The following is a 26,122-nucleotide window of genomic DNA, read 5'->3' as shown; positions in this document are numbered from 1 at the left end:
TATAGTAGCGGCTTCACTTCTTCAGCGATAGTCACATCCACCGTCCTCAGGATACAAAAAACCTGCCGGAGCAGGTTTCTTGTTATCTGAACATATTGCCTGGCGGTACATCTTTGAACGTCTTGCAATAGTTATTAAACATACTTTTCAGGATTTTGCGCAGTTTCATCGCGGCACTCCGACCATTTGTTATGCAGGTGTTATCGTCTTTGCACTTATAATATGACAATCATCACAAAAATCAATCTTTATGTGACCTGAATCACATAAACACCCCTTTAATGTTATAAAAATGATAACCATAAAGTCACCGCTAACTGTCTGACCTCTGGAAAAAGCAAGGAATAGCACCGATCCGTCGTCTTTTCTGTCCATAGCCTGGTCGTATCCGCAAGTACAATACCTGTTTCTTCTTCCTCTTCAGGCAGTGACATGAAACATCTGATAATTGTTCTTTCACTTTTAACATTAGCGGGCTGCACCGTAACTCGTCAGGCTCAATTGAGCGAAGTCAACGCCACGAGCGGTATTGTGCGCCTCGTTTACGATCAGGCATTTTTACAAAACGCCCGTACTGACAGCTATCTCAATCAGGAAATAGCGCAACGTGCATGTCAGCAGGCAGGGTTTACCCGCGCCATTGCGTTTGGGCAACCTGTAAGTAACTGTAGTGTGTTTGCGGGGTCGTTATGTCTGAATACGGAATTTACACTGTCGTATCAGTGCCAAATTTTAATACCCTCGACTTATCAATAAAGACCTTAATCAGCGAGGGAGGCTTCGCTGGTTAATTGATGCCATAAATAGCAGTAATGCGTTTTATTCCCATTCGTATTTTTAATAATTGAATTTAATATTTTACCTTTTGCAAATAATAAAATAACAAATTATAGTGGCGCCACAGAAACAAAAATAACCTTTGTGGAGCACTATCATGCTGAAACCAGAAATGATTGAAAAACTCAATGAGCAGATGAACCTGGAACTGTACTCTTCGCTGCTTTATCAACAAATGAGCGCCTGGTGCAGCTACCATACCTTTGAAGGCGCGGCCGCGTTTCTGCGCCGTCACGCCCAGGAAGAGATGACGCATATGCAGCGTCTGTTTGACTATCTGACCGATACCGGAAACTTACCGCGTATTAATACTGTTGAATCCCCGTTTGCTGAATATTCTTCACTTGATGAATTATTCCAGGAAACTTATAAGCATGAACAATTAATCACGCAGAAAATTAACGAACTGGCTCATGCTGCCATGACCAATCAGGATTACCCGACATTTAATTTCCTGCAATGGTATGTTTCTGAGCAACATGAAGAAGAGAAATTGTTCAAATCGATTATTGATAAATTAAGCCTGGCAGGTAAAAGCGGCGAAGGTCTTTATTTCATCGATAAAGAACTCTCTACCCTCGACACGCAAAACTAATCTTCTCCGGCGGCAGATTTTCTGCCGCCGTTGCATATCAGTGACGGCAAATTTTACTTGTATCGGTTGAGAACCCTTCTTCGCTGGGAATAAATTTACCTTTCGCCGCCAGAAACGCCACCAACTCGCCCGCAGTCATCCCTTCTGCTGAGCAGGTATGAAAACGCGCCTGTTCACCAAAACGCGCTTTAATCGCCGCCTCCAGACTGGCGTGCGTATATTGCTCACCTGATTCAATCATCATATTTAACACTTCATGACCGTGAATAGATTCCATCGTTCCTCCTCAAAAAAGGCATAGCGTAGCGATAGCCGCTCATCAAGGCTTTGCGCCAGCGCAGTTCTGAAAGCATTTTATCGTACAGTTTTATTTACATCTAATGTAACGTCGATTTGACGAAAAATGTAGAATGCCTTAACCTGCGCCGCAGATATCACTTATAAAGATCGTCAGGACAGAAGAAAGCGTGAAAAACAGAACTCTGGGAAGTGTTTTTATCGTGGCAGGAACCACAATTGGCGCGGGTATGCTGGCAATGCCGCTGGCAGCGGCAGGTGTCGGTTTTAGCGTCACGTTAATCTTATTGATTGGGCTTTGGGCATTGATGTGCTACACAGCGCTGTTACTGCTGGAGGTGTACCAGCATGTCCCGGCAGACACCGGTCTGGGCACGCTGGCAAAGCGCTATCTGGGGCGTTATGGGCAGTGGCTGACTGGCTTCAGTATGATGTTTTTAATGTATGCCCTGACGGCGGCGTACATCAGCGGTGCAGGTGAATTACTTGCCTCCAGCATCAGCGACTGGACAGGCATTCCAGTGTCGGCAACCGCTGGCGTGTTGTTGTTCACTTTTGTTGCCGGTGGTGTGGTTTGTGTCGGGACGTCGCTGGTCGATTTGTTTAACCGCTTTCTGTTTAGCGCCAAAATTATTTTTCTGGTGGTGATGCTGGTACTGCTGTTGCCGCATATTCATAAAATGAATCTTTTAACCCTGCCGCTGCAACAAGGACTTGCGTTGTCTGCGATCCCGGTAATTTTTACCTCGTTTGGCTTCCACGGTAGTGTGCCGAGCATCGTTAGTTATATGGATGGCAACATTCGCAAGCTGCGCTGGGTGTTTATTACTGGTAGTGCGATCCCTCTGGTGGCGTATATCTTCTGGCAACTGGCGACGCTGGGCAGCATTGATTCAACAACCTTTATGGGGCTGCTGGCTAATCATGCCGGGTTAAACGGACTGTTACAGGCGTTACGCGAAGTGGTGGCCTCACCGCATGTCGAACTGGCGGTGCATTTATTTGCTGACTTAGCCCTCGCAACATCCTTTCTCGGCGTAGCGTTAGGCTTATTTGATTATCTGGCAGATTTGTTTCAGCGTTCAAATACCGTTGGAGGGCGACTGCAAACTGGTGCAATTACTTTTCTGCCGCCGCTGGCGTTTGCGCTGTTTTACCCACGTGGCTTTGTGATGGCGCTGGGTTACGCCGGTGTGGCGCTGGCGGTGCTGGCGTTAATTATCCCTTCCCTGCTGACCTGGCAGAGCAGAAAGCATAATCCACAAGCTGCTTATCGAGTGAAAGGTGGCCGTCCGGCGCTGGTGTTAGTGTTTCTCTGCGGCATTGGCGTGATTGGTGTGCAATTTTTGATTGCGGCAGGATTGTTACCCGAAGTGGGATAATCGCCTTGATAACAACGTTGGGTGCGGAAACATCTCCAGCACCCAATATGCCCTCTTAATGCAGGCAACACTGCTTAAATTTCTTACCACTGCCGCATGGACAAGGATCGTTACGGCCCGGCTTTTCTTCTGCTTTGATCGGTTGCTGAACAGGTTTTTCCTGCGGATGCGCCATCCAGTAAGCATGTAAATCAAGCGCTGCCAGTCGAATGGCTTCTACGCTTTCTTCAAATGCTTCTGGCGACAACTTCTCTACCCGCGCAAAGTTTTCTTCTGTACCGTGTAGAGCTATCGCCTCAAGCGCCGGTTTTAACGAATCTGGCAATGCCGACCAGTCAGCGAGGGCAACGCCACGCATATAGCCAAAGCACCACTCCTCAACAATCGTCAGCTCGCTACCGTCAACTTCTCGCAGGCCAAACAACGGTTCAAACTGCTCAGGAAATTCGTTCAGACGTTCTGCGGTATCGGCCATATGTTGAAAAGCCAGATTCATAAAGCGCGTCATCTCTTTTTCTGACGCCCAGCGCGGCACATAATCCGCCCCGCCCCAGACAGCAACCAGCCACTGTTCTGGTTCAATTTCCTGCGGAGAACTCAACACCGCCGTCAATAAACCGTCCAGCTCAGCCACATCAAGGATGGCGTGTTCAGTGTTGTATTTGGTCAGGATATCATCCAGCCATTCCAACTCACTTTCGTTTAACGGTCCAGTTTTCATACGCTTTTCCTTGTGGATCTCGACTCGCCAGCGCCTATCTTACATGTCGGTCTGGCAGAGAGATACTTTTTGAGTGGATTACCCGGTGATTAAAAATAAGAGGGGTGTAACGACAAGTTGCAGACACAAAAAAACCACCCGAAGGTGGTTTCACGACACTGCTTATTGCTTTGATTTTATTCTTATCTTTCCCATGGTACCCGGAGCGGGACTTGAACCCGCACAGCGCGAACGCCGAGGGATTTTAAATCCCTTGTGTCTACCGATTCCACCATCCGGGCTCGGGAAAAAAGTGGAGGCGCGTTCCGGAGTCGAACCGGACTAGACGGATTTGCAATCCGCTACATAACCGCTTTGTTAACGCGCCAAATTCTTCAGGCTTTTCAGCCAGACACCCGCTTAAGCCGATGTCTTTTAAACTGGAGCGGGAAACGAGACTCGAACTCGCGACCCCGACCTTGGCAAGGTCGTGCTCTACCAACTGAGCTATTCCCGCATTCATCAAGCAATCAGCTAATCACTTGATTTTATTATCGTCTGGCAATCAGTGCCGCCGTTCGATGCGTTGCATTCTACTTACCTGACGCGATGAGTCAACGATATTTTTCACCAGTTTTGATCGTTTGCTGAATTTTGCGTCGAAACGATCACTGATCAAGCAGATCTGCGCGCGCAGCGCTCAAATATTGCAACATTGACCACAAAGTCAGTACCGCTGCCACAAAGAAAAGTGCAATACCAGCGTATTCAACCCAAATGTTCGGGCGCCATAACAGCCAGGCCAACGCTACCATTTGAGCAGTAGTTTTAACTTTACCGATCCAGGATACGGCCACGCTGCTGCGTTTACCCAATTCAGCCATCCATTCGCGCAACGCGGAGATGATAATTTCACGGGCAATCATCGTTGCTGCCGGTAAAGTCACCCACCAGCTATGGTAATGTTCTGTTACCAGCACCATAGCGATGGCTACCAGCACTTTATCTGCTACTGGATCAAGGAAAGCACCAAACCGGGTACTCTGGTTCCAGCGACGCGCCAGAAAACCGTCGAACCAGTCAGTCACCGCTGCGACACAGAAAATGAGCGCAGCAGCAAACGGTGACCAGGTAACAGGTAGATAAAAAACCAATACAAAGAATGGGATAAGGATGACACGGAACAGTGTGAGCAACGTAGGGATATTAAATTGCATAATGACGGGTAACTATCTGTTGTCAGTAAGATTACCCCTATGTTGCTACAGAGACATCAATGTTTCAACGACCAGAAGATCTTTTCTGCCAGACCTTGCGAAATACCCGGCACTTTTGCAATTTCCTCGACGCTGGCGTTACGTAAACCTTGCAAACCGCCCATATATTTCAACAACATTTGCCGGCGTTTTGGCCCGACACCTTCGATGGTTTCCAGGGTGCTGGTATTTTTGACCTTTGCCCGTTTTTTGCGGTGACCGCCAATCGCATGATTGTGTGATTCATCGCGAATATGCTGGATGACATGCAGCGCAGGTGAATCTGGCGGCAGGCTGAATCCCTCTCCTTCCGGCTCGAAGAACAGCGTTTCCAGACCAGCCTTACGATCGGCCCCTTTCGCTACCCCAAGTAACAGCGGATGGTTTTTATCCCATGAGACATCCAGCTCAGCGAAAACATTTTTCGCCTGCGCAAGCTGTCCTTTGCCGCCGTCGATAAGGATCACGTCCGGGATCTTACTGTCGTCGATAGCTTTTCCGTAACGCCGACGCAGCACCTGATTCATCGCCGCATAATCATCGCCCGGCGTAATACCAGTAATGTTATAGCGTCGATACTCCGCTCGCAGCGGGCCGTTAGCATCGAACACCACACACGAAGCGACTGTTTGTTCGCCCATGGTATGGCTGATATCAAAACACTCCATCCGCTTCACTTCCGGCAGTTTCAACACGCTGGCAAGCGCAGACAGACGCTGGTGAACAGTAGATTGCTGCGAAAGTTTGCTGGTTAACGCAGTCGCCGCATTGGTGCGCGCCAGCTTCAGGTAACGTGCCCGATCGCCACGTGGTTTGGTCTGAACGTTAATCTTTCTCCCCGCCAATTCCGAAAGAGAATCGGCAAGCAGCGTTTTATCGCTAAGATTAAAGTCGAGCAGGATCTCACCCGGCAAAGTGCGCATCTGACTACCCTGTAAATAGAACTGGCCGACAAAAGTTTCCACCACTTCGCCCAATTCCGTACCGCCAGGTACTTTCGGGAAATAACTACGGCTACCGAGCACCTTGCCCTGACGAATAAACAGGACATGGACACAAGCCATGCCCGCATCAAACGCCACGCCAATAACGTCAAGATCATCACCAGTATTGGAGACAAACTGTTTTTCGGTTACGCGCCGCACCGCCTGGATTTGGTCGCGAATACGTGCAGCCTCTTCAAATTCCAGATTCTGGCTGGCTGTTTCCATGCGGCTAATCAGTTGGGTAAGCACCTGATCGTCCTTGCCGGATAAAAACAGGCGCACATACTCTACCTGCTGGGCGTATTCTTCTTCACTCACCAGCCCTTCAACGCACGGCCCCAGACAACGCCCTATCTGATATTGCAGACACGGACGCGAGCGGTTGCGATAAACACTATTTTCACACTGGCGAATCGGGAAAATTTTTTGTAGCAGCGCCAGGGTTTCACGCACGGCATAACCGTTTGGGAACGGGCCGAAATATTCACCTTTGGCATGTTTCGCGCCGCGATGCATAGCCAGACGCGGATGGGTATCGCCACTCAGGAAGATAAAGGGATAAGATTTATCATCGCGTAACAGAACGTTGTAACGCGGTTGATAGAGTTTAATGTAGTTGTGCTCCAGCAATAACGCTTCTGTTTCGGTGTGGGTAACCGTGACATCGATTTGCTGGATCTGGGCGACCAACGCTTCGGTTTTGCGCGAAGCGAGGTTGCTACGGAAATAACTGGAAAGCCGTTTTTTCAGGTCTTTCGCTTTGCCGACATAAATAACCGTACCACCAGCATCATACATGCGATAAACGCCCGGCTGGCTGGTTACGGTTTTTAAAAACGCTTTTGCGTCAAACTGAACACTCACTGACTTGTTAATGTCTCCGCATTACACAGACCATGGCGAATTGCCAGGTGAGTCAACTCAACATCGCCATGTATGTTTAATTTACTAAACATACGGTAGCGATAGCTGTTCACCGTTTTCGGGCTGAGATTAAGCTGTTCTGAGATCTCATTGACCTTCTGGCCTTTGGTAATCATCAGCATAATCTGCAATTCACGTTCCGACAAACTGGCAAACGGGCTTTCTGTTTTTTCTGGTTCGATTTGGCTTAACGCCATTTGTTGAGCAATGTCAGAAGCAATATAACGCTGCCCTGAATAAACAGAACGAATCGCGCTCACGACTTCCTGCGGGGCTGCGCCTTTGCTGAGATAGCCCGCGGCACCGGCCTGCATCACTTTCGCTGGTAAAGGGTTTTCGGTATGAACCGTAAGCATGATGATTTTGACATCGGCTGTCGAGCGGGCGATTTTACGCGTCGCCTCAAGACCACCAATGCCAGGCATACTCATGTCCATTAGCACAACGTCAACGGTATTTGCCCGGCACCACTTAACGGCGTCTTCACCGCAGGATGCCTCACCGACAACTTTAATACCCTTTATATCTTCCAGAATGCGTCGTATCCCTGCGCGCACCAGTTCGTGGTCATCAACAAGTAGAACGTTGATCAAAGGAATATCTCCAGAAATAGGGATAACGCTACTGATAGTTAGTCATTAGTATATTAGCGGGTTTTATTGCAACTTTGAAACGTTAAAAATGGTGGGTATTCGATTTTTCTCTCGTTTTTGTAAATTCGATTGTCCACAGTTATGATCACGCCCGTCATCAAAGGTTTGCCGGTTCGTTTCACAGCACGACCAACGGCGAGATGTGACAAAAATTGACTTTATTCAGCACAAATGAAAAATCAGCGGTATGAATATGTAACATTAATTAACCCGAACAATACGTGCAAAAAACATTCATTATAAAAATATTTATTGGTCATTATATTGACTGAATTAATACAGTTGACGATACAGCGCACAAAAAACAACCACTAATATTTTTAGCAAAGCTTATGGTATACTCCGCCGCCTTAACATTTTTCACCGCAAATTTTTATTGCAACATGACGAGGAAAATAAATGAGTACGCCTGATTTTTCTACTGCCGAGAATAATCAAGATCTGGCAAATGAAGTCTCCTGCCTGAAAGCGATGCTGACGCTGATGCTGCAGGCGATGGGACAAGCTGACGCGGGCCGCGTGATGTTAAAGATGGAAAAACAGCTTGCGCTGATCGAAGACGAAACCCAGGCTGCAATATTTTCCAAAACGGTTAAGCAAATTAAACAAGCCTACCGTCAGTAATATAAAACCGGCTGAAAGCGCGCCTTTCAGCCGGTTTTGCATCTGGCACGCAGAATGTAATTGATGTCATATTAAGCCAGTTGCAGCAGCGTAGCAGGCAACCTGTGTCTTATTCGGTGCATTGATTTTTTTCTGCATGTTTTTCTGATGAAAATTGACCGTATTTTCAGAGATTGACAAGATCATCGCTATCTCTGCTGACGTTTTTCCTTCCGCGGTCCATTTCAGAATTTCTTTTTCCCGCTTGCTGAAATTCATCTCTGGCGTCATCACTATTTCATCATTTAAGCGTATCAACGCCATCAGACTTTCGCGCACCAATAACTGCATTTTTAATTGCAGTTCATCACTAAGGCCAGGTATTTCACGCGTACTACTACGGGAAAAGGACAAAAAACCCAGCGCCCGGTTTGGCAGCATTAAATACTGAGTGACACCACGGCGTATACCATGTGCACGCGCGGCTTCCCATAGCGGCTGCGCTTCGCTAAATAAGTCATCATTCCACAATAAATGCCCCTGACTGAAGTTTTCATGGTTAAGCACCGGATCAATGGCAAGAAAGTTTTTTGCCTGATAATAACTAATCCATGATTTCGGGTAATTGGTGTAGAAGGCCACTTTCGGTCGCGTGAATGGCACCGGGTGACGCACACATAATGAATAGAAATCGTACTCGAGTTGTTGAGCCTGCCGCTCTATTTCATGGTAGACCTCTTCCGCGGCCTCCATTCTCTGAAAACGTAACAGCATCGTGCGACGCCAACTGAAAAAATCCGTATCCTGCATAGTTAACCGCAACGCTCCTGAGAGTGAGTATCATTTATATTGATAACTCAAACTATCACATAAATAAGATTTATATATAATTTATATTATTCAGACAATGAATTACTTTTGCAAGACATAGCATTCTTTTATGTTATTAATAAGTTATGCTGATTTGTTAAGCAATTCACCAGATTGAGAGCGCGTTCTCGCCCCGTCTGGAAAGCCGACGGGGCTGATTTTTTCTTATTATTGCAACAGAAACTTCTCAAGGAACTGGCGGGTACGGGGCTGCTGCGGATCAGCAAATAACGCTTTTGCTGGCCCCTGCTCGACTATCCGCCCCTGGTCCATAAAGATCGCGCGGTCAGCAACGTCACGAGCAAAGCTCATTTCGTGCGTCACAATGACCATCGTGCGCTTTTCCTGCGCCAGTTGGCGGATGGTATTCAGGACTTCGCCCACCAGCTCCGGATCCAGCGCCGAGGTAGGTTCGTCAAACAGAATGACTTCCGGGCGCATCGCCAGCGCACGCGCAATCGCCACACGTTGCTGTTGACCGCCGGACAAACGACGCGGATAGCTGGTCTCTTTCCCCGTCAGCCCGACCTTCGCCAGCAGTTCGCGGGCGCGTGTCGTTGCCTCTTCTTTCGGTTCGCCTTTAACGATCACAGGCCCTTCAATAATGTTTTCCAGCACCGTACGATGCGGGAACAGATTAAAGTTCTGGAACACAAACCCGACGTGCTGGCGCAACTGGCGAATCAGCGATTTTTGCTGACTTAACGAACGTGCGGTATCAATAGTAATATCGCCAACGGTGATGGTACCCGCCTCTGGCTGTTCCAGCAAATTTATGCTGCGTAGCAACGTGGTTTTGCCGGAACCACTCGGGCCGATAATTGCCACCACTTCGCCGGTTTTGACCTCCAGATCGATACCGTGCAGCACTGTCTGACCGTGGAATTTTTTCACCAGGTTTTTAACTTCAATGGCACTCATTTTGGCTCTCTCTCCTGGCGATTTAGTTGATTCTCAAAATGGTTCTGCAGCGTCGATAACACTGTCGCCATAATCCAGTAGATGAGCGAAGCCGCCAGATACATGGTGAACACTTCCAGAGTACGCGAGGTTATCAACTGCGCCTGACGAAACAGTTCCGGCACCTGAATCGTCGCGGCCAGTGAGGTATCTTTCACCAGGCTGATAAAGCTGTTCGACAGCGGCGGCAGTGCCACCCGCGCCGCCTGCGGCAAAATTGCGCGACGCATAGTTTGCCACGGCGTCATGCCAATACTAGCAGCCGCCTCCCACTGACCTTTATCAATAGACGAAATCGCTGCCCGCAGCGTTTCGGCAGCATAGGCGGCGGTGTTCAGTGACAGTCCAATCATCGCTGACGGAACCGGATCTAATTCAATGCCAAACTGCGGCAGACCGTAGTAGATCATAAACAGTTGTGCAATGAGCGGCGTACCGCGAAAAATGGAGATGTAAAAACGCGCCAGCCAGCGTACGGGCCATATGGGTGACAGGCGCATCAGCGCGAGAATAAACCCCAACAGCAAACCGAAAAACATACCGCCGATGCTGAGTTGCAGCGTATACCCAGCCCCTTTTAGCAGGAACGGCAAAGAATCAATAACCAGTTGTATACTTTCTTGCATGAGCGTTTCCGGGGCTAGACGTGAGGATGATAGGCGAACAGCGCAGGTGCGCCGCCAGTATGAATAAACAGAATCGGCCCTTCGTCTTTGAAGCGTTTCTGACTGATGCCATCAATCAGCCCCGCCATCGCTTTTCCGGTATACACAGGATCAAGCAGAATGCCTTCCAACCGCGCCAGCAGTTTCACCGCTTCCATGCCTTCGTCATTTGGCACGCCGTAGCCAGGGGCAAAGTAGTCATCCCAGAGTAAAATTTCTGCTGACGCGGTCAGTTCCAGCTCTTTCGCGATTGCCTGTTGCAGGCTAACCACTTTTGGCAACTGGTCAGCAACGGAACGTGACACGGTCACGCCAATCAGTTCGCTTTCTGGCATCAGTTGTTCCAGCCCTACTGCAAGCCCGGCATGCGTTCCGGCACTGCCCGACGCCACCACTACCGAAGAAATATTAACCGCCCCTTCACACTGTTGCGCGATTTCCAGCGCGCTCTCCACATAGCCCAACGCGCCTAAAGCATTGGAACCGCCAACCGGAATGACGTATGGGCGAAAGCCTTGTGCTTCGACGCGAGTCGCCAGCTCTTCCAGTTGGGCATTGGGATCGGTCAGCGCGTCGCACATTTCAATCTGGGTATTGAAGAGATCTAACAACAAGCGGTTGCCGTTGGTTAAATAATTTTCTGCAGTAGTGCCAATGGGATTTTCCAGCAGCGCCACGCAATGCAGACCAAGTTTTGCGGCCACTGCGGCAGTCTGGCGCACATGGTTAGACTGAATCGCTCCGGCTGTAATCAGTGTGTCAGCACCTTCGCGCAAGGCGTCTGCTGCGAGAAATTCCAGTTTGCGTAACTTATTTCCGCCCATTGCCAACGGGGTGACGTCATCCCGTTTGATGAAAATGTCCCGACCGAGATAATCAGAAAAACGTGGCAGATATTCGAGCGGTGTCGGTGTGCCGATAAACTCCAACCGTGGAAAACGAGTTAAATTATGCAGTGGCATAAAAGCCTCCGATGTCTGTTGTTGTGATATTGTTATTATGCACGCTGAAAACGCTTAAATAAAAAGGCGCCGATTAAAGCGCCCTTTTTTGTCATTATGCTGATTACCTGGTCACATCAGCGCCAAACCATTTTTCCGAAAGGGCTTGCAACGTTCCATCTTTTTGCATTTCTGCGATGGCATCGTTGACTGCTTTCAGCAGATCTTCGTTGCCTTTACGCAGCGCGACACCTGACTCCTGGCGGGAAAAGGCTTCGCCGGTTACTGCCAGCGTATCATTGGTTTTCTTCACCAAATCCAGCGCCGCCAGACGGTCAACCAGGATGGCATCAATACGACCTACGCGCAGATCCTGATATTTGGTCGGGTCATCATCATAGGTGCGCACATCAACACCCTGAACATTCTGACGCAGCCACTCTTCATAGTTGGTGCCTAAACCAACGCCAACTTTTTTACCTTTCAGGTCGTCTGCGGTTTTTATTGTGCCTTCATTACCTTTTTTCACCAGCGCCTGAATACCGGAAATGGTGTAAGGGGTAGAGAAATCGTATTTTTTCTTACGTTCATCTGAGATGGTAACCTGATTAATCACCACATCGATGCGCTTAGAATCCAGGGACGCCAGCATACCATCCCACTTGGTCGGTTTTAATGCGGCTTCAACGCCCAGATGTTTTGCCAGTTGTTGAGCAAACTCCACTTCAAAACCGGTCAATTTACCGTCATCGCCCTGAAAGCTAAACGGCGGGTAAGTCCCTTCCAGTCCCACCAGCAACGTGCCACGCTCTTTTACTTTATTGAGCAGGCCTTCGTTGGCAAAACTTTTCACGCTCATACCCGCAACCAGCACCACGGCCATAACACCCATCAACGCCTGACGCCCCAGATGTACTAATTTCATATTCACCCCGAATGTTGTTATGTTGGTTTGCAGTGTAGAGCCATTGTTCGTAGACACAAAAACAACTCTGCTACATCTTATTCTTATTTAATATATATCAGAAGCTGACAGACTGGGGGATTTCTGCGCAAGGTCGCCGCGGGTTTGCATCTGGTAACACTGGTACTTACGTAATGCGATGCGATAATTATTGGTGCTGGTGGTGGGCAGCCAGGGTGCGAGGTTTTCATCAAGAAAACCATCCTGCAACAGGTCAGAGGAAATATCGTGTTCGCTTAAATAATTACCCAAACGACGTAGACGAACCACATATTCGCGCACTGTACCGGGGCTCATTTCAGTATGGTCAAAAAGAAACTGCTTAAAGCCGATAATATCAAAAAAATCACTCTGGGTTTTGCAGTGTAAATCACCGCAGAAACGGCATAACGCTGCCCATGATTTTTGTTCCTCATACCAGCCATTTTCATCAAGCAGTGTATCAAGACGGGAAATCTCGATTTTATTGACTATTTTGCCATCGTGAACCAGGGTAATGCGATCGAGTAATTTACGGCAATATGCGCAATGAGTCTGGCTGTGTTTAAAATCTTTAAGATAGCGGCTTAATAGCCGCCTTTTCTGGTGCTGCATCATTATTAAGAACTCCTGGTATTCAAAATTAATGTGCGGCATTTACCTGAGTTATAACTTACCCAGTTTGGTGCGTAACCGTTTAATAGCCTGGCTGTGTAACTGACTAACCCGCGATTCACCGACCTCAAGCACCGCGCCAATCTCTTTGAGATTAAGCTCTTCCTGGTAATAGAGCGTTAATACCAACTGTTCGCGCTCCGGCAACATTTCGATGGCTTCCATTACCCGCTGGCGCAAATTACTGTCCAGTAACTGCTGTAACGGGTTATCCCGCTGATGATCGTCAGTAACCAGTTCGATGCTATCACCGTGCTCTTCGCGCCACTCATCATAAGAGAAAAGTTGGCTGTTATTAGTATCAAGCAACATTTGCCGGTAATCAGCGATTTCAATCCCTAAACGTTCTGCCACTTCCGTTTCTGTGGCGTTGCGGCCAAGTTCCTGCTCCAGTTGCCCTATTGCCTGCGCCACTTCACGTGCATTGCGTCGCACGCTGCGCGGCACCCAGTCACGGCTGCGAAGTTCATCCAGCATAGCACCACGGATACGCTGCACTGCGTAAGTTGTAAATGCCGTTCCTTGCAGGGCATCATAACGTTCAACAGCATTAAGTAATCCAATGCCGCCTGCCTGTAGCAGATCGTCAAGTTCTACACTCGCGGGCAGTCGAACCTGCAGGCGCAATGCTTCGTGACGCACCAGCGGGATATAACGCTGCCACAGCGAATGTTTATCCATTACACCTTCAGCGGTATAGAGTGATTTCACGATAAACAGCCCTGCGTTATATAAATAATCGGCATAATTATCCGTTTCTGCAGGTTTTTTAATCGGACGATTAATGGGTGAAATAAGGGGTTATTTGGGGTAATCGGTAAATAGTGAGCAGAATAACCCCGCTGGAGCGGGGTTAAGATAGCTGACAAAGTCCGCCTCATCTTGCCGGATGCGGCGTAAACGCCTTATCCGACCTACGCGAATATGCAAATTTAATTAATTGCGATTCACCTTGTAGGCATGATAAGCGTAGCGCATCAGGCAATTTGGCGTTTGCTGTCATTATATTACGACGATTAGCCCTGCAGCAGAGACAGAACTTGCTGCGGCACCTGGTTAGCTTTAGACAGCACAGAGTTACCCGCCTGCTGGATGATCTGCGCTTTCGACATGTTAGACACTTCGGTCGCATAGTCGGCGTCCTGAATACGGGACTGCGCTTCAGACAGGTTGGTGGTGGTGTTGTTCAGGTTGGTTACCGCAGAGTCCAGACGGTTTTGAACGGCACCGAGGGAGGAGCGGAAAGTATCAACCTGTGCAATGGCTTTGTCTAAAAGTGCCAGTGGATCAGCAGAAGAAGCCCCTGAGAACTGCGCAGTCGGAGTTGCTGTAGATAATTCAACAACAACTTTGTTCGCTGTGGCTGTTGCCGTAGTGTCATCATTAAGCGCCGCTGGAGCCGTTGTAGCGTAGTTTTTACCCTGGAATGTTACATATCCCGCAGCCGCGCCGTCAGAGTCAGCGGCAACTTTAATCAGCTGATCTTTCTGAGTAGCTGCAGTCGTTAGTCCATTATCGGTGTCTTTGTATTCGACATCGGCTTTATTCAACGTCACTTCACCACTTGCATGGTCAATGGACGCGGAGTAGAAATCACTACCGGATTGAACGACGAACTGTGCGGTGGCAGCCCCTTTCGCATCCAGGGTGTTGTGTAACGTCAGGCTGGAAACATCGACAGTTTTACCTGTCGCAGTAGTCAGATCTTTCGCAACAGCAGTGAAATCAACACCAACAGGTTTTGTCCCAGCGGCTCCTGTAATTTGAGTAATTGAATCACCAACGTTAAGTGATTGAGCAGAAACGGAGAAACCATTCAACCCTAATGTAGAAGAGTCAATTTTCTGCAAATCAATGCTAATAGTCTGGCCATCATTCGCGCCAACCTGAATCTTCATCGAACCGTCTTTTGCCAGTACATTCACGCCGTTGAACTGGGTCTGACCGGAAACACGGTCAATCTCATCCAGACGGGATTTGATTTCGTCCTGAATAGATGACAGGTCAGAATCAGAGTTAGTACCGGTCGTCGCCTGAACGGTCAGCTCACGCACACGTTGCAAGTTGTTGTTGATTTCAGACAACGCACCTTCTGTGGTCTGCGCCAGAGAAATACCGTCGTTGGCGTTACGCGCAGCCTGAGTCAGGCCTTTAATGTTAGAGGTGAAACGGTTAGCAATCGCCTGACCGGCAGCGTCATCTTTCGCACTGTTAATACGCAGGCCAGAAGAGAGGCGTTCGATAGAAGTCGACAGCGCAGACTGGTTTTTGTTGATGTTGTTTTGAGTGATCAGCGAGAGGCTGTTGGTATTAATGACTTGTGCCATAATTCATTTTCCTGTTTTCAAGTCTACGGTTTAAGTATTGGGCTTCCACCCTTCGGCTTCGTCGCCGTCAACCCTGTTATCGTCTGGTCACTCACAACCTTTAGAATTTTTTTCTAGCGGTCGAAATACTCCCCTTCCTCGTTGCTGTTCGTGTCATTAAGCCCAAAAATAAATCGTAAACTTTGCCCCACTTACGCCGATAACCCCGGTATTCGTTCTACATGTCGCATGATTAAGGAATCTATATGGCGAGTATTTCAACGCTTGGGGTTGGGTCGGGGCTGGACTTAAGCAGCATCCTCGACAGTCTGGAGGCGGCAGAAAAATCTACCCTGACGCCGATATCGAAACAGCAAAGTTCTTACACCGCGAAACTGAGCGCCTACGGGACGCTGAAAAGCGCGCTGGAGAGTTTCCAGACGGCCAATACAGCACTGAATAAAGCCGATTTATTTACCGCCACCTCAACCACCAGCAGTTCATCAGCTTTCAGCGCCACGACCACGGGCAGCGCGATTGCCGGGAAATACACCATTAGCGTCAGCCAACTGGCGCAGGCGCAGACGCTGACCACCCAAAATAGTCAAAAAGACAGTAAAGCCGCCATCGCCACCAGCGATAGCGTACTGACCATCCAGCAAGGCGGCGGTAAAGAGCCGGTCACGATTGATATCAGTGCGGCTGATTCGTCGCTCTCCGGCATTCGCGATGCCATTAACAACGCCAAAGCTGGTGTCAGCGCCAGTATTATCAATGTGGGTAACGGCGAGTATCGTTTGTCCATCACCGCCAATGATACCGGTAGCGACAACGCCATGAAGCTCAGCGTCAGCGGTGACAGCACCCTGCAAAGTTTTATGGGTTACAACGGAACTTCGGGTGATAGCAGCAATGGCATGGTTGAAAGCGTCACCGCGCAGAACGCCAAACTGACTGTCAATAACGTTGAGATTGAAAACAGCAGCAATACTATCAGTGACGCGCTGGAAGATATCACCCTCAACCTGAATGACGTCACCACCGGTAATCAGACACTGACCATCAGTAAAGATACATCCAAAGCTGAAAATGCGGTTAAAGCGTGGGTGGATGCCTATAACGCATTACAGGATACCTTCAGCAACTTAACGAAATACACAGCCGTCGATGCCGGTGCTGAAAACCAGGATTCCAGCAATGGTGCATTACTCGGTGACTCCACACTGCGTACCATCCAGACTCAGCTTAAAACCTTGCTCGCCAATACCCACAGCAGTTCAAACTATAAAACGCTGGCACAAATTGGCATTACCAGCGATGCCAGTACCGGAAAGCTGGAAATAGCGACCGACAAACTGCAAACAGCGCTGAAAAAAGATGCTGCTGGCGTCGGTGAAATGTTTATTGGTGACGGTAAAAGTACAGGCGTAACCACCAGCATTAGCAGCAACCTGACCAGTTGGCTCTCCTCCACCGGGATAATCCAGGCCGCAAAAGATGGCGTCAGCAAAACGCTGAACAATTTGACCGATCAATACAATGCCGCCAGCGAACGCATCGATACATTAATGGCGCGCTATAAAGCCCAGTTCACCCAATTAGATGTGTTAATGAACTCGCTGAACTCCACCAGCAGCTATCTGACACAACAGTTCGACACCTCAAATAGCAGTTCGAAATAATCTCAGGAGAGACAATGTACAGCGCAAAAGGCACCCAGGCCTACGCACAAATTGGCGTCGAAAGCGCCGTAATGAGTGCCAGCCAACAGCAACTGGTCACCATGCTATTTGACGGCGTGTTGAGTGCGCTGGTAAGAGCGCGCTTGTTTATGCAGGACAACAATCAGGAAGGCAAAGGCGTCTCTTTGTCAAAAGCGATCAACATTATTGAGAACGGGCTGAGACTCAGTCTTGACGAAGAAAGTCAGGACGAATTAACCCAGAATTTGATTGCTCTCTATAGCTATATGATCAGGCGTTTGCTGCAAGCTAATTTACGCAACGATGTCTCCGCAGTCGCAGAAGTGGAAACTTTAATGCGCAATCTTGCCGATGCCTGGAAAGAGTCTCTACTCTCCCCTTCATTGATTCAGGACCCTGTCTGATGAACCATGCACCGCACTTGTATTTTGCCTGGCAACAACTCGTCGAAAAAAGCCAGCTCATGTTACGCCTGGCGACAGAAGGACGGTGGGATGAACTCATCGCCAGCGAAATGGAATATGTCAATGCGGTGCAAAAAATTGCACACTTAACGGAAGAAATGGAACCCTCTGCCATGATCCAGGAGCAACTCAGACCTATGCTGCGCCTCGTTCTGGAAAACGAAAACAAAGTAAAACAGTTATTGCAGATTCGGATGGATGAACTGGCGAAACTGGTCGGTCAGTCATCAATGCAAAAATCGGTGTTAAGCACCTACGGCGATCAGGGTGGCTACGTGCTGGCGCCGCAGGAAAATCTCTTTTGAAGCTTAAAGAGCTGATTGCTCGCGAATAATCCGATTACGGCTACGCTTCTAATGTTCCCCTTGAGCGGAGTCGAAGAATGCGTAACCCCACGCTGTTGCAATGTTTTCATTGGTATTACCCGGAAGGCGGCAAGCTCTGGCCTGAACTGGCCGAGCGCGCCGACGGTTTAAATGATATTGGTATCAATATGATCTGGCTGCCGCCCGCCTATAAAGGCGCATCGGGCGGGTATTCTGTTGGCTACGACTCCTATGATTTATTTGATTTAGGCGAGTTTGATCAGAAAGGCAGCATCCCCACCAAATATGGCGATAAAGCACAGTTGCTGGCAGCCATTGACGCACTCAAACGCAATGACATTGCCGTACTGCTGGACGTGGTCGTCAACCACAAAATGGGGGCTGACGAAAAAGAAGCCATTCGCGTACAGCGCGTCAATGCAGATGATCGCACGCAAATTGATGATGAAATCATTGAGTGCGAAGGCTGGACCCGTTACACCTTCCCGGCTCGTGCCGGTCAATACTCGCAGTTCATCTGGGACTTCAAATGTTTTAGCGGCATCGACCATATCGAAAATCCAAACGAAGATGGCATTTTTAAAATCGTCAACGACTACACCGGCGAAGGCTGGAATGACCAGGTTGATGATGAGTTAGGTAATTTCGACTATCTGATGGGCGAAAATATCGATTTTCGCAACCATGCCGTCACGGAAGAGCTTAAATACTGGGCACGCTGGGTGATGGAGCAAACGCAGTGCGACGGTTTTCGTCTCGACGCAGTAAAACATATTCCAGCCTGGTTTTATAAAGAGTGGATCGAACACGTGCAGGAAGTCGCGCCAAAACCGCTATTTATTGTGGCGGAATACTGGTCGCGTGAAGTAGATAAGCTGCAAACATATATTGCCCAGGTAGAAGGCAAAACCATGCTATTTGATGCGCCGCTGCAAATGAAATTCCATGAAGCATCCCGAATGGGGCGCAACTACGATATGACGCAGATATTCACCGGTACGCTGGTGGAAGCCGATCCTTTCCATGCCGTTACACTGGTCGCCAACCACGATACCCAACCGTTACAAGCCCTTGAAGCTCCGGTAGAACCGTGGTTTAAACCGCTGGCGTATGCCCTTATTTTGCTGCGGGAAAATGGCGTCCCTTCAGTGTTCTACCCTGATCTGTACGGTGCTCATTACGAAGATGTCGGCGGTGACGGGCAAACCTATCCGATAGATATGCCAATAATCGAACAGCTCGATGAGTTAATCCTCGCCCGCCAGCGTTTCGCCCACGGTGTACAGACGTTATTTTTCGATCATCCGAACTGTATTGCCTTTAGTCGCAGCGGCACCGACGAATATCTAGGCTGCGTGGTGGTGATGTCAAACGGTGACGATGGCGAAAAAACCATTCATCTGGGAGAGAATTACGGCAATAAAACCTGGCGTGATTTTCTGGGCAATCGGCAAGAGAGCGTGGTGACCGATGAAAATGGCGAAGCGACCTTTTTTTGCAACGGCGGTAGCGTCAGTGTGTGGGTTATCGAAGAGGTGATTTAAACACATCCCCGGCGGCAAACCGGGGATATTTCATTACGGTAGTGGCGTCGGCAACGGCGCTTTTTCCAGCACAGCAGCACATTCAGCCGTTGGTCGATCCACGCGTTCCATCGTCATGCCATCGTATTCAATAGTGTTACCGTCACGCTCAATCTCGTACAGTTCACGTTTGACAGTAACGTTAGTGAGATCATCAGATATCAGCGTCAACTTACCCGGTAAAGCAATCACCCGCTGCCACTGACGGCAATCCAGCGTATCACCCTCTTTAGTGACAATCAGGCTACCTATCGCTTCCGGGCTGACCAGAGCACGTTGCGGCCCTTTAGTCTGCCAGTAGCCCGCCAGCCAGTCTGGCGCGGGCGTTTTCACAACATTGTTATAATTTTCAACTTCGGCACAGCCAGCCAGCAGCATAAGTGCGCCTGCAATTGCGAGTTTTTTCATCATTCATCCTGCATGAGAAGAAAAGAAGATTGTGGCATTAATGCCTTGATGCTGCCAGCCTTTCCAGGCCCAAAGAGAAATTTGATCTAACCATTATTTTTGTGAATTATTACCACGAAAAAGAATTTGTCTGGTGTATTATTCGCGGCTCTTGTTTCAAACCTTCTGAGTTCAGAGGCTATATACATGTCATGGCAGCAATTCAAACAAGCCTGGTTGATTAAATTCTGGGCCCCCATCCCTGCGGTCATCGCGGCGGGTATTCTCTCCACTTATTATTTTGGCATCACCGGCACCTTTTGGGCTGTTACCGGCGAATTTACCCGTTGGGGTGGTCAGCTCCTGCAACTGTTTGGCGTCCATGCCGAAGAGTGGGGCTATTTTAAAATTATCCATCTGGAAGGATCGCCATTAACCCGCATTGACGGGATGATGATTCTTGGTATGTTTGGCGGCTGTTTTGCCGCGGCTCTGTGGGCCAACAACGTTAAATTACGTATGCCGCGCAGCCGTATCCGCATTATGCAGGCTATTATTGGCGGGATTATCGCTGGTTTCGGCGCGCGTCTGGCGATGGGCTGTAACCTGGCTGCATTTTTCACTGGCATTCCGCAGTTCTCACTGCACGCCTGGTTCTTTGCCATCGCCACCGCCCTTGGCTCATGGTTTGGTGCACGCTTTACTCTGCTGCCAGTCTTCCGTATCCCGGTAAAAATGCAAAAAGTCTCTGCCGCCTCACCGCTAACACAAAAACCAGATCAGGCACGGCGTCGTTTCCGCCTCGGGATGCTGGTCTTTTTTGGCATGTTGGGCTGGGCGCTGTTAACGGCGATGAATCAACCGAAGCTGGGGCTGGCAATGCTGTTTGGCGTCGGCTTTGGCTTACTGATTGAACGCGCGCAAATCTGCTTTACTTCGGCGTTCCGCGATACGTGGATCACCGGGCGTACCCATATGGCGAAAGCGATCATTATCGGTATGGCGGTAAGTGCCATCGGTATTTTCAGTTACGTACAGTTAGGTGTAGAACCGAAAATCATGTGGGCTGGCCCGAACGCCGTCATTGGCGGGTTACTGTTTGGCTTTGGTATTGTGCTGGCGGGCGGCTGCGAAACTGGCTGGATGTACCGTGCAGTGGAAGGCCTGGTGCACTACTGGTGGGTTGGGCTGGGTAATGTTATCGGCTCAACGATTCTGGCTTATTACTGGGATGACTTCGCCCCGGCACTGGCCACCGACTGGGACAAAATCAACCTGCTGAAAACCTTTGGCCCAATGGGCGGCCTGCTGGTGACATATTTACTGTTGTTCGCTGCCCTGATGTTGATTATCGGCTGGGAGAAACGCTTCTTCCGCCGCGCGGCGCTGCAAACTTCTAAGGAGATTGCATGAAAAATATCGTTCCTGATTACCGTCTTGATATGGTGGGCGAACCCTGCCCTTATCCGGCGGTCGCGACCCTTGAGGCGATGCCGCAGTTAAAAAAAGGCGAGATCCTCGAAGTGGTCAGCGACTGTCCGCAGTCAATTAATAATATTCCACTGGACGCACGTAACCACGGCTATACCGTACTGGATATCCAACAAGACGGGCCGACCATTCGTTATTTAATTCAGAAGTAATCTTTTCTCCCGCTGTTTCAGGCAGCGGGAGTATCTTTGCTACGAATTCTCCATTGTGGACGTACAGAAAGTCCGTGGTATATCAGAAAAATAGTCTCAATATTTTATGACCACGCAGGAATGAATTAGTGGTGAAGCATCTCATCCACAATTTCTTTCGTCTGTAACTGATAAGGATAATAAGTTGGCCAGTTGTCCATTTCTTCAAGTAACTGCTGTTGTGACGTATTCCCCATAAATATATGAAAATGGGATGATTTACGAGGGGCAATAATATGATCACTAAACTGCACAAACTTAGGGGCTTTACTGGCTGGTTCCCGGCACTCAAACAGATAACGCACACCTTTCTTCCCTGATTTATATGTCAGTATTTTAAACCCACTGTAATTATATTTACAGGAAGTCATCTCCTCCCCTCGATGGAACTCCATAACACCATTTTCGATGCCAATTGTGTCAACATCTGTTATGTATCCCTTCTGATAGTAGGCTTTAATATCTGCGAATGATTTACCCGGTTCTTTTTCTGCTTTCATTTTAAAGACAGGATCAAGATCACCACTTTGAAGCAAGGGGTACACCGATTGCCAAATACCCTCCCAATCAGCGAGGGATCTATCCTTCACGTTATTATCATCAAAAATACCCTCTGCTGCTTTTTGTTCCATTTCTGTCAGTGGTGCCCCATGTGAATGATGCCCATGAGCAAGTGCATAGTTGCCTGCTAATAGTAACCCCAGAGCAAAAGCCAATTTATTAACAACCATCATCCAGTTTGTCCTCCGCTTCAATATCACATAATGTTATAACATAACATTCAATAAAGACAACACTGAAGAACGAATAGCAAAACCTAACCAAACACACGCACCATAACCCTACATTTAGTACGTCTTTATCACCAACTACAACCGTTGAAAAAATGCGCCGTTGAAAGCTTTTATTGTAATGATTTTGTCTTACTGCGCTGCCAGTAATAACGGGAAATCATGAATGCAGTACAGAGACAACATTAAGTCATCGGATCTGATTGAAGGAATAGCACCAATCATGCAAACTACAAACTCTCACAACCAACAAGAGATTATTCCCCCTGATGGATCAGGTTGCTATTTTCCAAAAGATGTTTGAGCAAGTGAGAACGGAGCTAAACTTTTCCTGGTTTTACACAGAGTTAAAACGTCATCATATTGCGCATTACATTTACTATCTTGCTACAGATAACATTAGGATCGTTACACACGATGACAAGGTATTGTTAATAAGAGGAAGCAGAAATCTATTAAAAGTCAGTGCCACTAAAAACCCTGAGCAAGTAATAAAAGCAGCCCGGACTCACATTGCCAGAAGATCTACTTTTCGGGAATATTGTATAACGCTCGCGAATGCGGGTGTCTTCCGGTGGGTTACTGACGTTAACGATAATAAACGTCGTTACTATTCTATCGATAATACACTCTTATATATTGAAGATGTTGAGAACAATAAACCCTTAATTTAGATGTATTAGCTCATTTCAGATCTGACAGTTATCCGTACAGGTATCTGTCAGATTATCTCTGGCTTGATTTTCTCTTCTCTGACACCACTCACGCTCCATAGCAGCTCCCAGACGGGAAGTTCATGGAAAATGCCTGCCAAAAATTGTTATATTATAACAGCGAACAGTTTTACCCTGACTGAGGAGAACACACATGAAAATCAATGGTATAGGTAAAGCCATTTTTCTTTTTGCACTGCTAACCTCAACGGCCTCTGCCGCTGGCAAGGACATTAATGTTGAGTTCAGAAAGGGGCATAGTAGCGCCCAGTACTCAGGAGAGATAAAGGGGTACGATTACGACACATATAACTTCTATGCCAAAAAAGGCCAGAAGGTGCATATCAGTATCTCCAATGAGGGTGCTGATATTGTCCTCTTTGGGCCAGGAATTAGCGACTCTGTTGATCTCTCCAGATATTCTCCCGAGCTTGATGACAATGGTCAGTACATCCTTCCCGCTTCCGGTAAATATGAGCTAAGAGTGCTTCAAACCCGTAATGACGCTCGTAAAAACAAAGTAAAAAAATACAGCGTCAACATACAGATTGAGTAAACAGAAATTGACGGGGCTATCCCCGTCATTGCTTTCCTGTACCTGAGGATAACTGTCAGTAACAGACAGAGGCTGTCTATGACGCTGTTCCTGCCACATGAAATATGACCCGGAGTCTTCCCACCCGATTGAATCTGCTGGCATAAGGGACACCCCCGCGCCCTGTTTACGCGCTAAATACGGCTTCTTTAACCGTCTGAATGCGGTGAGGATATGTCGGTAAGACTTACCTGAAAATACGGTTAATTTTTTAGTTTAAACCTTTTTTAGTTATTAGTAAGATGCATATGCTTCAACAGAAGCTGGGAAATTCAACAACTCTTAGATAATTTTGGACCTTGTCCCGCGGCTCCAATCCGACAGCCGCGCTTCTTTTCACTCTCATAGTCAACAAGTTACAAAACCTACACCTGCATGGACATCACTTCCTGATACGCCGCCACCAGCTTATTACGCACCTGAATCCCCATTTGCATCGAAACCGACGCTTTTTGCATCTCGGTCATCACATCGTTTAGCGCTACGCCGGGTTCACCGAGGGTAAGTTTTTCTGCCTGTGTGCGGGCGGTGGTTTGCGTATCGCTAATGCGATCGAGCGCAGCATGAAGCTGTCCGGCAAAACTGATGGTCGGTTGCGGCAGAGTCCCCTGCGCACGCGCACTCATCGCCGTGGCCTGTAACTGGCTGATAACCCCTTCAATCCCCTGTATCGCTGACATATTCATCTCCCGGACAATTCTTGGTAGCAGAGCCTACCAGTAAGTCAATAAGATAAAGGCGCTAAATAGAGACAAAAAAACGGGTTAATTGGCGCATAGAAAAAAATAAAACCACAAATAATGAGGTAATGCCGATCAGTTAAGGATCAGTTGACCGATCCAGTGGTTGTGTAAGAATCCGGAAACGCTCACTCGTTTCCGGATTTTTTTATGCACATTGGACAGGCCCTTGATCTGGTATCCCGTTACGATTCTCTGCGTAACCCACTGACTTCTCTGGGGGATTACCTCGACCCCGAACTCATCTCTCGTTGCCTTGCCGAATCAGGTACTGTAACGCTACGCAAGCGCCGTCTTCCCCTCGAAATGATGGTCTGGTGTATTGTTGGCATGGCGCTTGAGCGTAAAGAACCTCTTCACCAGATTGTGAATCGCCTGGACATCATGCTACCGGGCAATCGCCCCTTCGTTGCCCCCAGTGCCGTTATTCAGGCCCGCCAGCGCCTGGGAAGTGAGGCTGTCCGCCGCGTGTTCACGAAAACAGCGCAGCTCTGGCATAACACCACGCCGCATCCGCACTGGTGCGGCCTGACCCTGCTGGCCATCGATGGTGTGTTCTGGCGCACACCGGATACACCAGAGAACGATGCAGCCTTCCCCCGCCAGACACATGCCGGGAACCCGGCGCTCTACCCGCAGGTCAAAATGGTCTGCCAGATGGAACTGACCAGCCATCTGCTGACGGCTGCAGCCTTCGGCACGATGAAGAACAGCGAAAATGAGCTTGCTGAGCAACTTATAGAACAAACCGGCGATAACACCCTGACGTTAATGGATAAAGGTTATTACTCACTGGGACTGTTAAATGCCTGGAGCCAGGCGGGAGAACACCGCCACTGGATGATCCCTCTCAGAAAGGGAGCGCAATATGAAGAGATCAGAAAACTGGGTAAAGGCGATCATCTGGTGAAGCTGAAAACCAGCCCGCAGGCACGAAAAAAGTGGCCGGGACTGGGAAATGAGGTGACAGCCCGCCTGCTGACCGTGACGCGCAAAGGAAAAGTCTGCCATCTGCTGACGTCGATGACGGACGCCATGCGCTTCCCCGGAGGAGAAATGGCGGATCTGTACAGTCATCGCTGGGAAATCGAACTGGGATACAGGGAGATAAAACAGACGATGCAACTGAGCAGGCTGACGCTGAGAAGTAAAAAGCCGGAGCTTGTGGAGCAAGAGCTGTGGGGTGTCTTACTGGCTTATAATCTGGTGAGATATCAGATGATTAAAATGGCAGAACATCTGAAAGGTTACTGGCCGAATCAACTGAGTTTCTCAGAATCATGCGGAATGGTGATGAGAATGCTGATGACATTGCAGGGCGCTTCACCGGGACGTATACCGGAGCTGATGCGCGATCTTGCAAGTATGGGACAACTTGTGAAATTACCGACAAGAAGGGAAAGGGCCTTCCCGAGAGTGGTAAAGGAGAGGCCCTGGAAATACCCCACAGCCCCGAAAAAGAGCCAGTCAGTTGCTTAACTGACTGGCATTACAAATAATGAGGCCGTTAATTTTTCGAGTTTGCTGACCCGGGAGTGCGTCTTG

General features: G+C 48.5%; 31 protein-coding genes and 3 tRNA genes. 14 read left to right on the top strand and 20 right to left on the bottom strand.

All coding sequences use genetic code 11. The annotated features are described in order from the left end of the window. Positions 1–82 precede the first annotated feature (82 nt). The gene (gene azuC, locus C1192_RS02385; RefSeq protein ID WP_010723106.1) at positions 83–169 is read right to left on the bottom strand and encodes a stress response protein AzuC; all 87 of its coding nucleotides are present in this window, start codon (positions 167–169) and stop codon (positions 83–85) included. 263 nt (positions 170–432) lie between these two features. Between azuC and yecR the strand changes: the two genes are divergently transcribed. Together yecR and ftnA are read left to right on the top strand one after the other, a co-directional pair. After that, positions 433–756 (top strand): YecR family lipoprotein, encoded by a 324-nt coding sequence (gene yecR / locus C1192_RS02375; protein WP_000681531.1) that lies wholly within the window; start codon positions 433–435, stop codon positions 754–756. Between the two features lie 178 nt (positions 757–934). Continuing rightward, positions 935–1,432 (top strand): non-heme ferritin, encoded by a 498-nt coding sequence (gene ftnA, locus C1192_RS02370; RefSeq protein WP_000917208.1) that lies wholly within the window; start codon positions 935–937, stop codon positions 1,430–1,432. 37 nt (positions 1,433–1,469) lie between these two features. Here ftnA and C1192_RS02365 read toward each other — a convergent pair whose 3' ends face one another. After that, a complete protein-coding gene (locus C1192_RS02365; protein WP_000443798.1) occupies positions 1,470–1,709 on the bottom strand; it encodes a YecH family metal-binding protein in 240 nt (79 codons plus the stop codon). Between the two features lie 190 nt (positions 1,710–1,899). Between C1192_RS02365 and tyrP the strand changes: the two genes are divergently transcribed. After that, positions 1,900–3,111 (top strand): tyrosine transporter TyrP, encoded by a 1,212-nt coding sequence (gene tyrP / locus C1192_RS02360; RefSeq protein WP_000797551.1) that lies wholly within the window; start codon positions 1,900–1,902, stop codon positions 3,109–3,111. Positions 3,112–3,166: 55 nt separating this feature from the next. On the opposite strand, the gene yecA is transcribed toward tyrP, so the two are convergent. From yecA to uvrY, 7 genes are all read right to left on the bottom strand, one after another. Beyond that, on the bottom strand, positions 3,167–3,832 hold the full coding sequence (gene yecA, locus C1192_RS02355) for a UPF0149 family protein YecA (protein ID WP_000847906.1): 666 nt from the start codon (positions 3,830–3,832) through the stop codon (positions 3,167–3,169). 194 nt (positions 3,833–4,026) lie between these two features. Beyond that, positions 4,027–4,113: transfer RNA gene (locus C1192_RS02350), tRNA-Leu, on the bottom strand. A 12-nt stretch (positions 4,114–4,125) separates the two neighbouring features. Further along, positions 4,126–4,199: transfer RNA gene (locus tag C1192_RS02345), tRNA-Cys, on the bottom strand. Positions 4,200–4,252: 53 nt separating this feature from the next. Then, a tRNA-Gly gene (locus C1192_RS02340) sits at positions 4,253–4,328 on the bottom strand. Between the two features lie 151 nt (positions 4,329–4,479). Beyond that, the gene (gene pgsA, locus C1192_RS02335) at positions 4,480–5,028 is read right to left on the bottom strand and encodes a CDP-diacylglycerol--glycerol-3-phosphate 3-phosphatidyltransferase (protein ID WP_001160187.1); all 549 of its coding nucleotides are present in this window, start codon (positions 5,026–5,028) and stop codon (positions 4,480–4,482) included. 56 nt (positions 5,029–5,084) lie between these two features. Beyond that, the gene (gene uvrC, locus C1192_RS02330; RefSeq protein ID WP_000116020.1) at positions 5,085–6,917 is read right to left on the bottom strand and encodes an excinuclease ABC subunit UvrC; all 1,833 of its coding nucleotides are present in this window, start codon (positions 6,915–6,917) and stop codon (positions 5,085–5,087) included. After that, on the bottom strand, positions 6,914–7,570 hold the full coding sequence (uvrY, locus tag C1192_RS02325; RefSeq protein ID WP_000611331.1) for a UvrY/SirA/GacA family response regulator transcription factor: 657 nt from the start codon (positions 7,568–7,570) through the stop codon (positions 6,914–6,916). The genes uvrC and uvrY overlap by 4 nt, the downstream gene beginning before the upstream one ends. Positions 7,571–7,902: 332 nt before the next feature. Here uvrY and C1192_RS25045 point away from each other — a divergent pair, with 332 nt between their 5' ends. Next, positions 7,903–8,043, top strand: coding sequence for a hypothetical protein (locus tag C1192_RS25045; protein WP_241482972.1), 141 nt, complete (start codon positions 7,903–7,905; stop codon positions 8,041–8,043). Beyond that, entirely contained in the window at positions 8,030–8,254 is a 225-nt protein-coding gene (gene yecF, locus C1192_RS02320) for a DUF2594 family protein YecF (RefSeq protein ID WP_000106471.1), read from the top strand. Before C1192_RS25045 ends, yecF begins: the two co-directional genes overlap by 14 nt. A 66-nt stretch (positions 8,255–8,320) precedes the next feature. Here the strand turns inward: yecF and sdiA are convergent, their stop codons facing one another. The 8 genes from sdiA to C1192_RS02280 form a co-directional block, all read right to left on the bottom strand. Further along, a complete protein-coding gene (gene sdiA / locus C1192_RS02315; RefSeq protein ID WP_001154282.1) occupies positions 8,321–9,043 on the bottom strand; it encodes a quorum-sensing transcriptional regulator SdiA in 723 nt (240 codons plus the stop codon). A gap of 228 nt (positions 9,044–9,271) precedes the next feature. Next, positions 9,272–10,024, bottom strand: coding sequence for an L-cystine ABC transporter ATP-binding protein TcyN (tcyN, locus tag C1192_RS02310; RefSeq protein WP_001273019.1), 753 nt, complete (start codon positions 10,022–10,024; stop codon positions 9,272–9,274). Further along, positions 10,021–10,689 carry a cystine ABC transporter permease gene (gene tcyL, locus C1192_RS02305; RefSeq protein WP_001158227.1) on the bottom strand — a complete coding sequence of 223 codons (669 nt, stop codon included), beginning with the start codon at positions 10,687–10,689 and terminating at the stop codon, positions 10,021–10,023. The genes tcyN and tcyL overlap by 4 nt, the downstream gene beginning before the upstream one ends. Before the next feature lie 14 nt (positions 10,690–10,703). Next, positions 10,704–11,690 carry a D-cysteine desulfhydrase gene (gene dcyD, locus C1192_RS02300; RefSeq protein ID WP_001128252.1) on the bottom strand — a complete coding sequence of 329 codons (987 nt, stop codon included), beginning with the start codon at positions 11,688–11,690 and terminating at the stop codon, positions 10,704–10,706. Positions 11,691–11,793: 103 nt separating this feature from the next. After that, positions 11,794–12,594: a cystine ABC transporter substrate-binding protein gene (gene tcyJ, locus C1192_RS02295; protein ID WP_024214583.1), complete on the bottom strand. Its 801-nt coding sequence runs from the start codon at positions 12,592–12,594 to the stop codon at positions 11,794–11,796. A gap of 87 nt (positions 12,595–12,681) precedes the next feature. Continuing rightward, positions 12,682–13,233, bottom strand: a complete 552-nt coding sequence (fliZ, locus tag C1192_RS02290; RefSeq protein ID WP_038355614.1) for a flagella biosynthesis regulatory protein FliZ — start codon at positions 13,231–13,233, stop codon at positions 12,682–12,684. Between the two features lie 45 nt (positions 13,234–13,278). Next, positions 13,279–13,998, bottom strand: a complete 720-nt coding sequence (gene fliA / locus C1192_RS02285; protein ID WP_000839544.1) for an RNA polymerase sigma factor FliA — start codon at positions 13,996–13,998, stop codon at positions 13,279–13,281. 305 nt (positions 13,999–14,303) lie between these two features. Next, on the bottom strand, positions 14,304–15,614 hold the full coding sequence (locus C1192_RS02280; protein WP_000079767.1) for a FliC/FljB family flagellin: 1,311 nt from the start codon (positions 15,612–15,614) through the stop codon (positions 14,304–14,306). Between the two features lie 245 nt (positions 15,615–15,859). Between C1192_RS02280 and fliD the strand changes: the two genes are divergently transcribed. From fliD to amyA, 4 genes are all read left to right on the top strand, one after another. Next, complete coding sequence (gene fliD / locus C1192_RS02270) at positions 15,860–17,275, top strand: flagellar filament capping protein FliD (RefSeq protein ID WP_001516565.1); 1,416 nt, start codon at positions 15,860–15,862, stop codon at positions 17,273–17,275. Between the two features lie 14 nt (positions 17,276–17,289). Further along, positions 17,290–17,700, top strand: a complete 411-nt coding sequence (fliS, locus tag C1192_RS02265; RefSeq protein ID WP_000286599.1) for a flagellar export chaperone FliS — start codon at positions 17,290–17,292, stop codon at positions 17,698–17,700. After that, entirely contained in the window at positions 17,700–18,065 is a 366-nt protein-coding gene (fliT, locus tag C1192_RS02260; protein ID WP_001015042.1) for a flagella biosynthesis regulatory protein FliT, read from the top strand. The genes fliS and fliT overlap by 1 nt, the downstream gene beginning before the upstream one ends. A gap of 77 nt (positions 18,066–18,142) precedes the next feature. After that, positions 18,143–19,630 (top strand): alpha-amylase, encoded by a 1,488-nt coding sequence (gene amyA, locus C1192_RS02255; protein WP_038355610.1) that lies wholly within the window; start codon positions 18,143–18,145, stop codon positions 19,628–19,630. 33 nt (positions 19,631–19,663) lie between these two features. Here the strand turns inward: amyA and yedD are convergent, their stop codons facing one another. After that, entirely contained in the window at positions 19,664–20,077 is a 414-nt protein-coding gene (yedD, locus tag C1192_RS02250; RefSeq protein ID WP_001516567.1) for a lipoprotein YedD, read from the bottom strand. Between the two features lie 186 nt (positions 20,078–20,263). Here yedD and yedE point away from each other — a divergent pair, with 186 nt between their 5' ends. Both yedE and yedF read left to right on the top strand, forming a co-directional pair. Further along, positions 20,264–21,469 (top strand): selenium metabolism membrane protein YedE/FdhT, encoded by a 1,206-nt coding sequence (yedE, locus tag C1192_RS02240; RefSeq protein ID WP_038355611.1) that lies wholly within the window; start codon positions 20,264–20,266, stop codon positions 21,467–21,469. Next, entirely contained in the window at positions 21,466–21,699 is a 234-nt protein-coding gene (gene yedF / locus C1192_RS02235; protein WP_000790504.1) for a sulfurtransferase-like selenium metabolism protein YedF, read from the top strand. Before yedE ends, yedF begins: the two co-directional genes overlap by 4 nt. Positions 21,700–21,824: 125 nt before the next feature. Here the strand turns inward: yedF and zinT are convergent, their stop codons facing one another. Beyond that, on the bottom strand, positions 21,825–22,472 hold the full coding sequence (zinT, locus tag C1192_RS02230) for a metal-binding protein ZinT (protein ID WP_077784584.1): 648 nt from the start codon (positions 22,470–22,472) through the stop codon (positions 21,825–21,827). A 326-nt stretch (positions 22,473–22,798) separates the two neighbouring features. Between zinT and C1192_RS02225 the strand changes: the two genes are divergently transcribed. After that, positions 22,799–23,203 (top strand): DUF1398 family protein, encoded by a 405-nt coding sequence (locus C1192_RS02225; RefSeq protein WP_000373061.1) that lies wholly within the window; start codon positions 22,799–22,801, stop codon positions 23,201–23,203. A 193-nt stretch (positions 23,204–23,396) separates the two neighbouring features. After that, positions 23,397–23,798, top strand: coding sequence for a g-type lysoyme inhibitor PliG (pliG, locus tag C1192_RS02220; RefSeq protein WP_016248822.1), 402 nt, complete (start codon positions 23,397–23,399; stop codon positions 23,796–23,798). A 404-nt stretch (positions 23,799–24,202) separates the two neighbouring features. Here the strand turns inward: pliG and fliE are convergent, their stop codons facing one another. Beyond that, positions 24,203–24,517, bottom strand: coding sequence for a flagellar hook-basal body complex protein FliE (gene fliE / locus C1192_RS02215; RefSeq protein WP_038355612.1), 315 nt, complete (start codon positions 24,515–24,517; stop codon positions 24,203–24,205). Between the two features lie 210 nt (positions 24,518–24,727). Here fliE and C1192_RS02210 point away from each other — a divergent pair, with 210 nt between their 5' ends. Next, a complete protein-coding gene (locus C1192_RS02210) occupies positions 24,728–26,056 on the top strand; it encodes an IS4-like element IS4 family transposase (RefSeq protein ID WP_103194765.1) in 1,329 nt (442 codons plus the stop codon). Positions 26,057–26,122: the final 66 nt, after the last annotated feature.

It is taken from the genome of Escherichia marmotae (genome assembly GCF_002900365.1).
In the GTDB taxonomy this organism is placed as follows: domain Bacteria; phylum Pseudomonadota; class Gammaproteobacteria; order Enterobacterales; family Enterobacteriaceae; genus Escherichia; species Escherichia marmotae.
The sequence above is the reverse complement of the archived record's forward strand: the minus strand, read 5'-3'. Positions and strand labels throughout refer to the sequence as shown.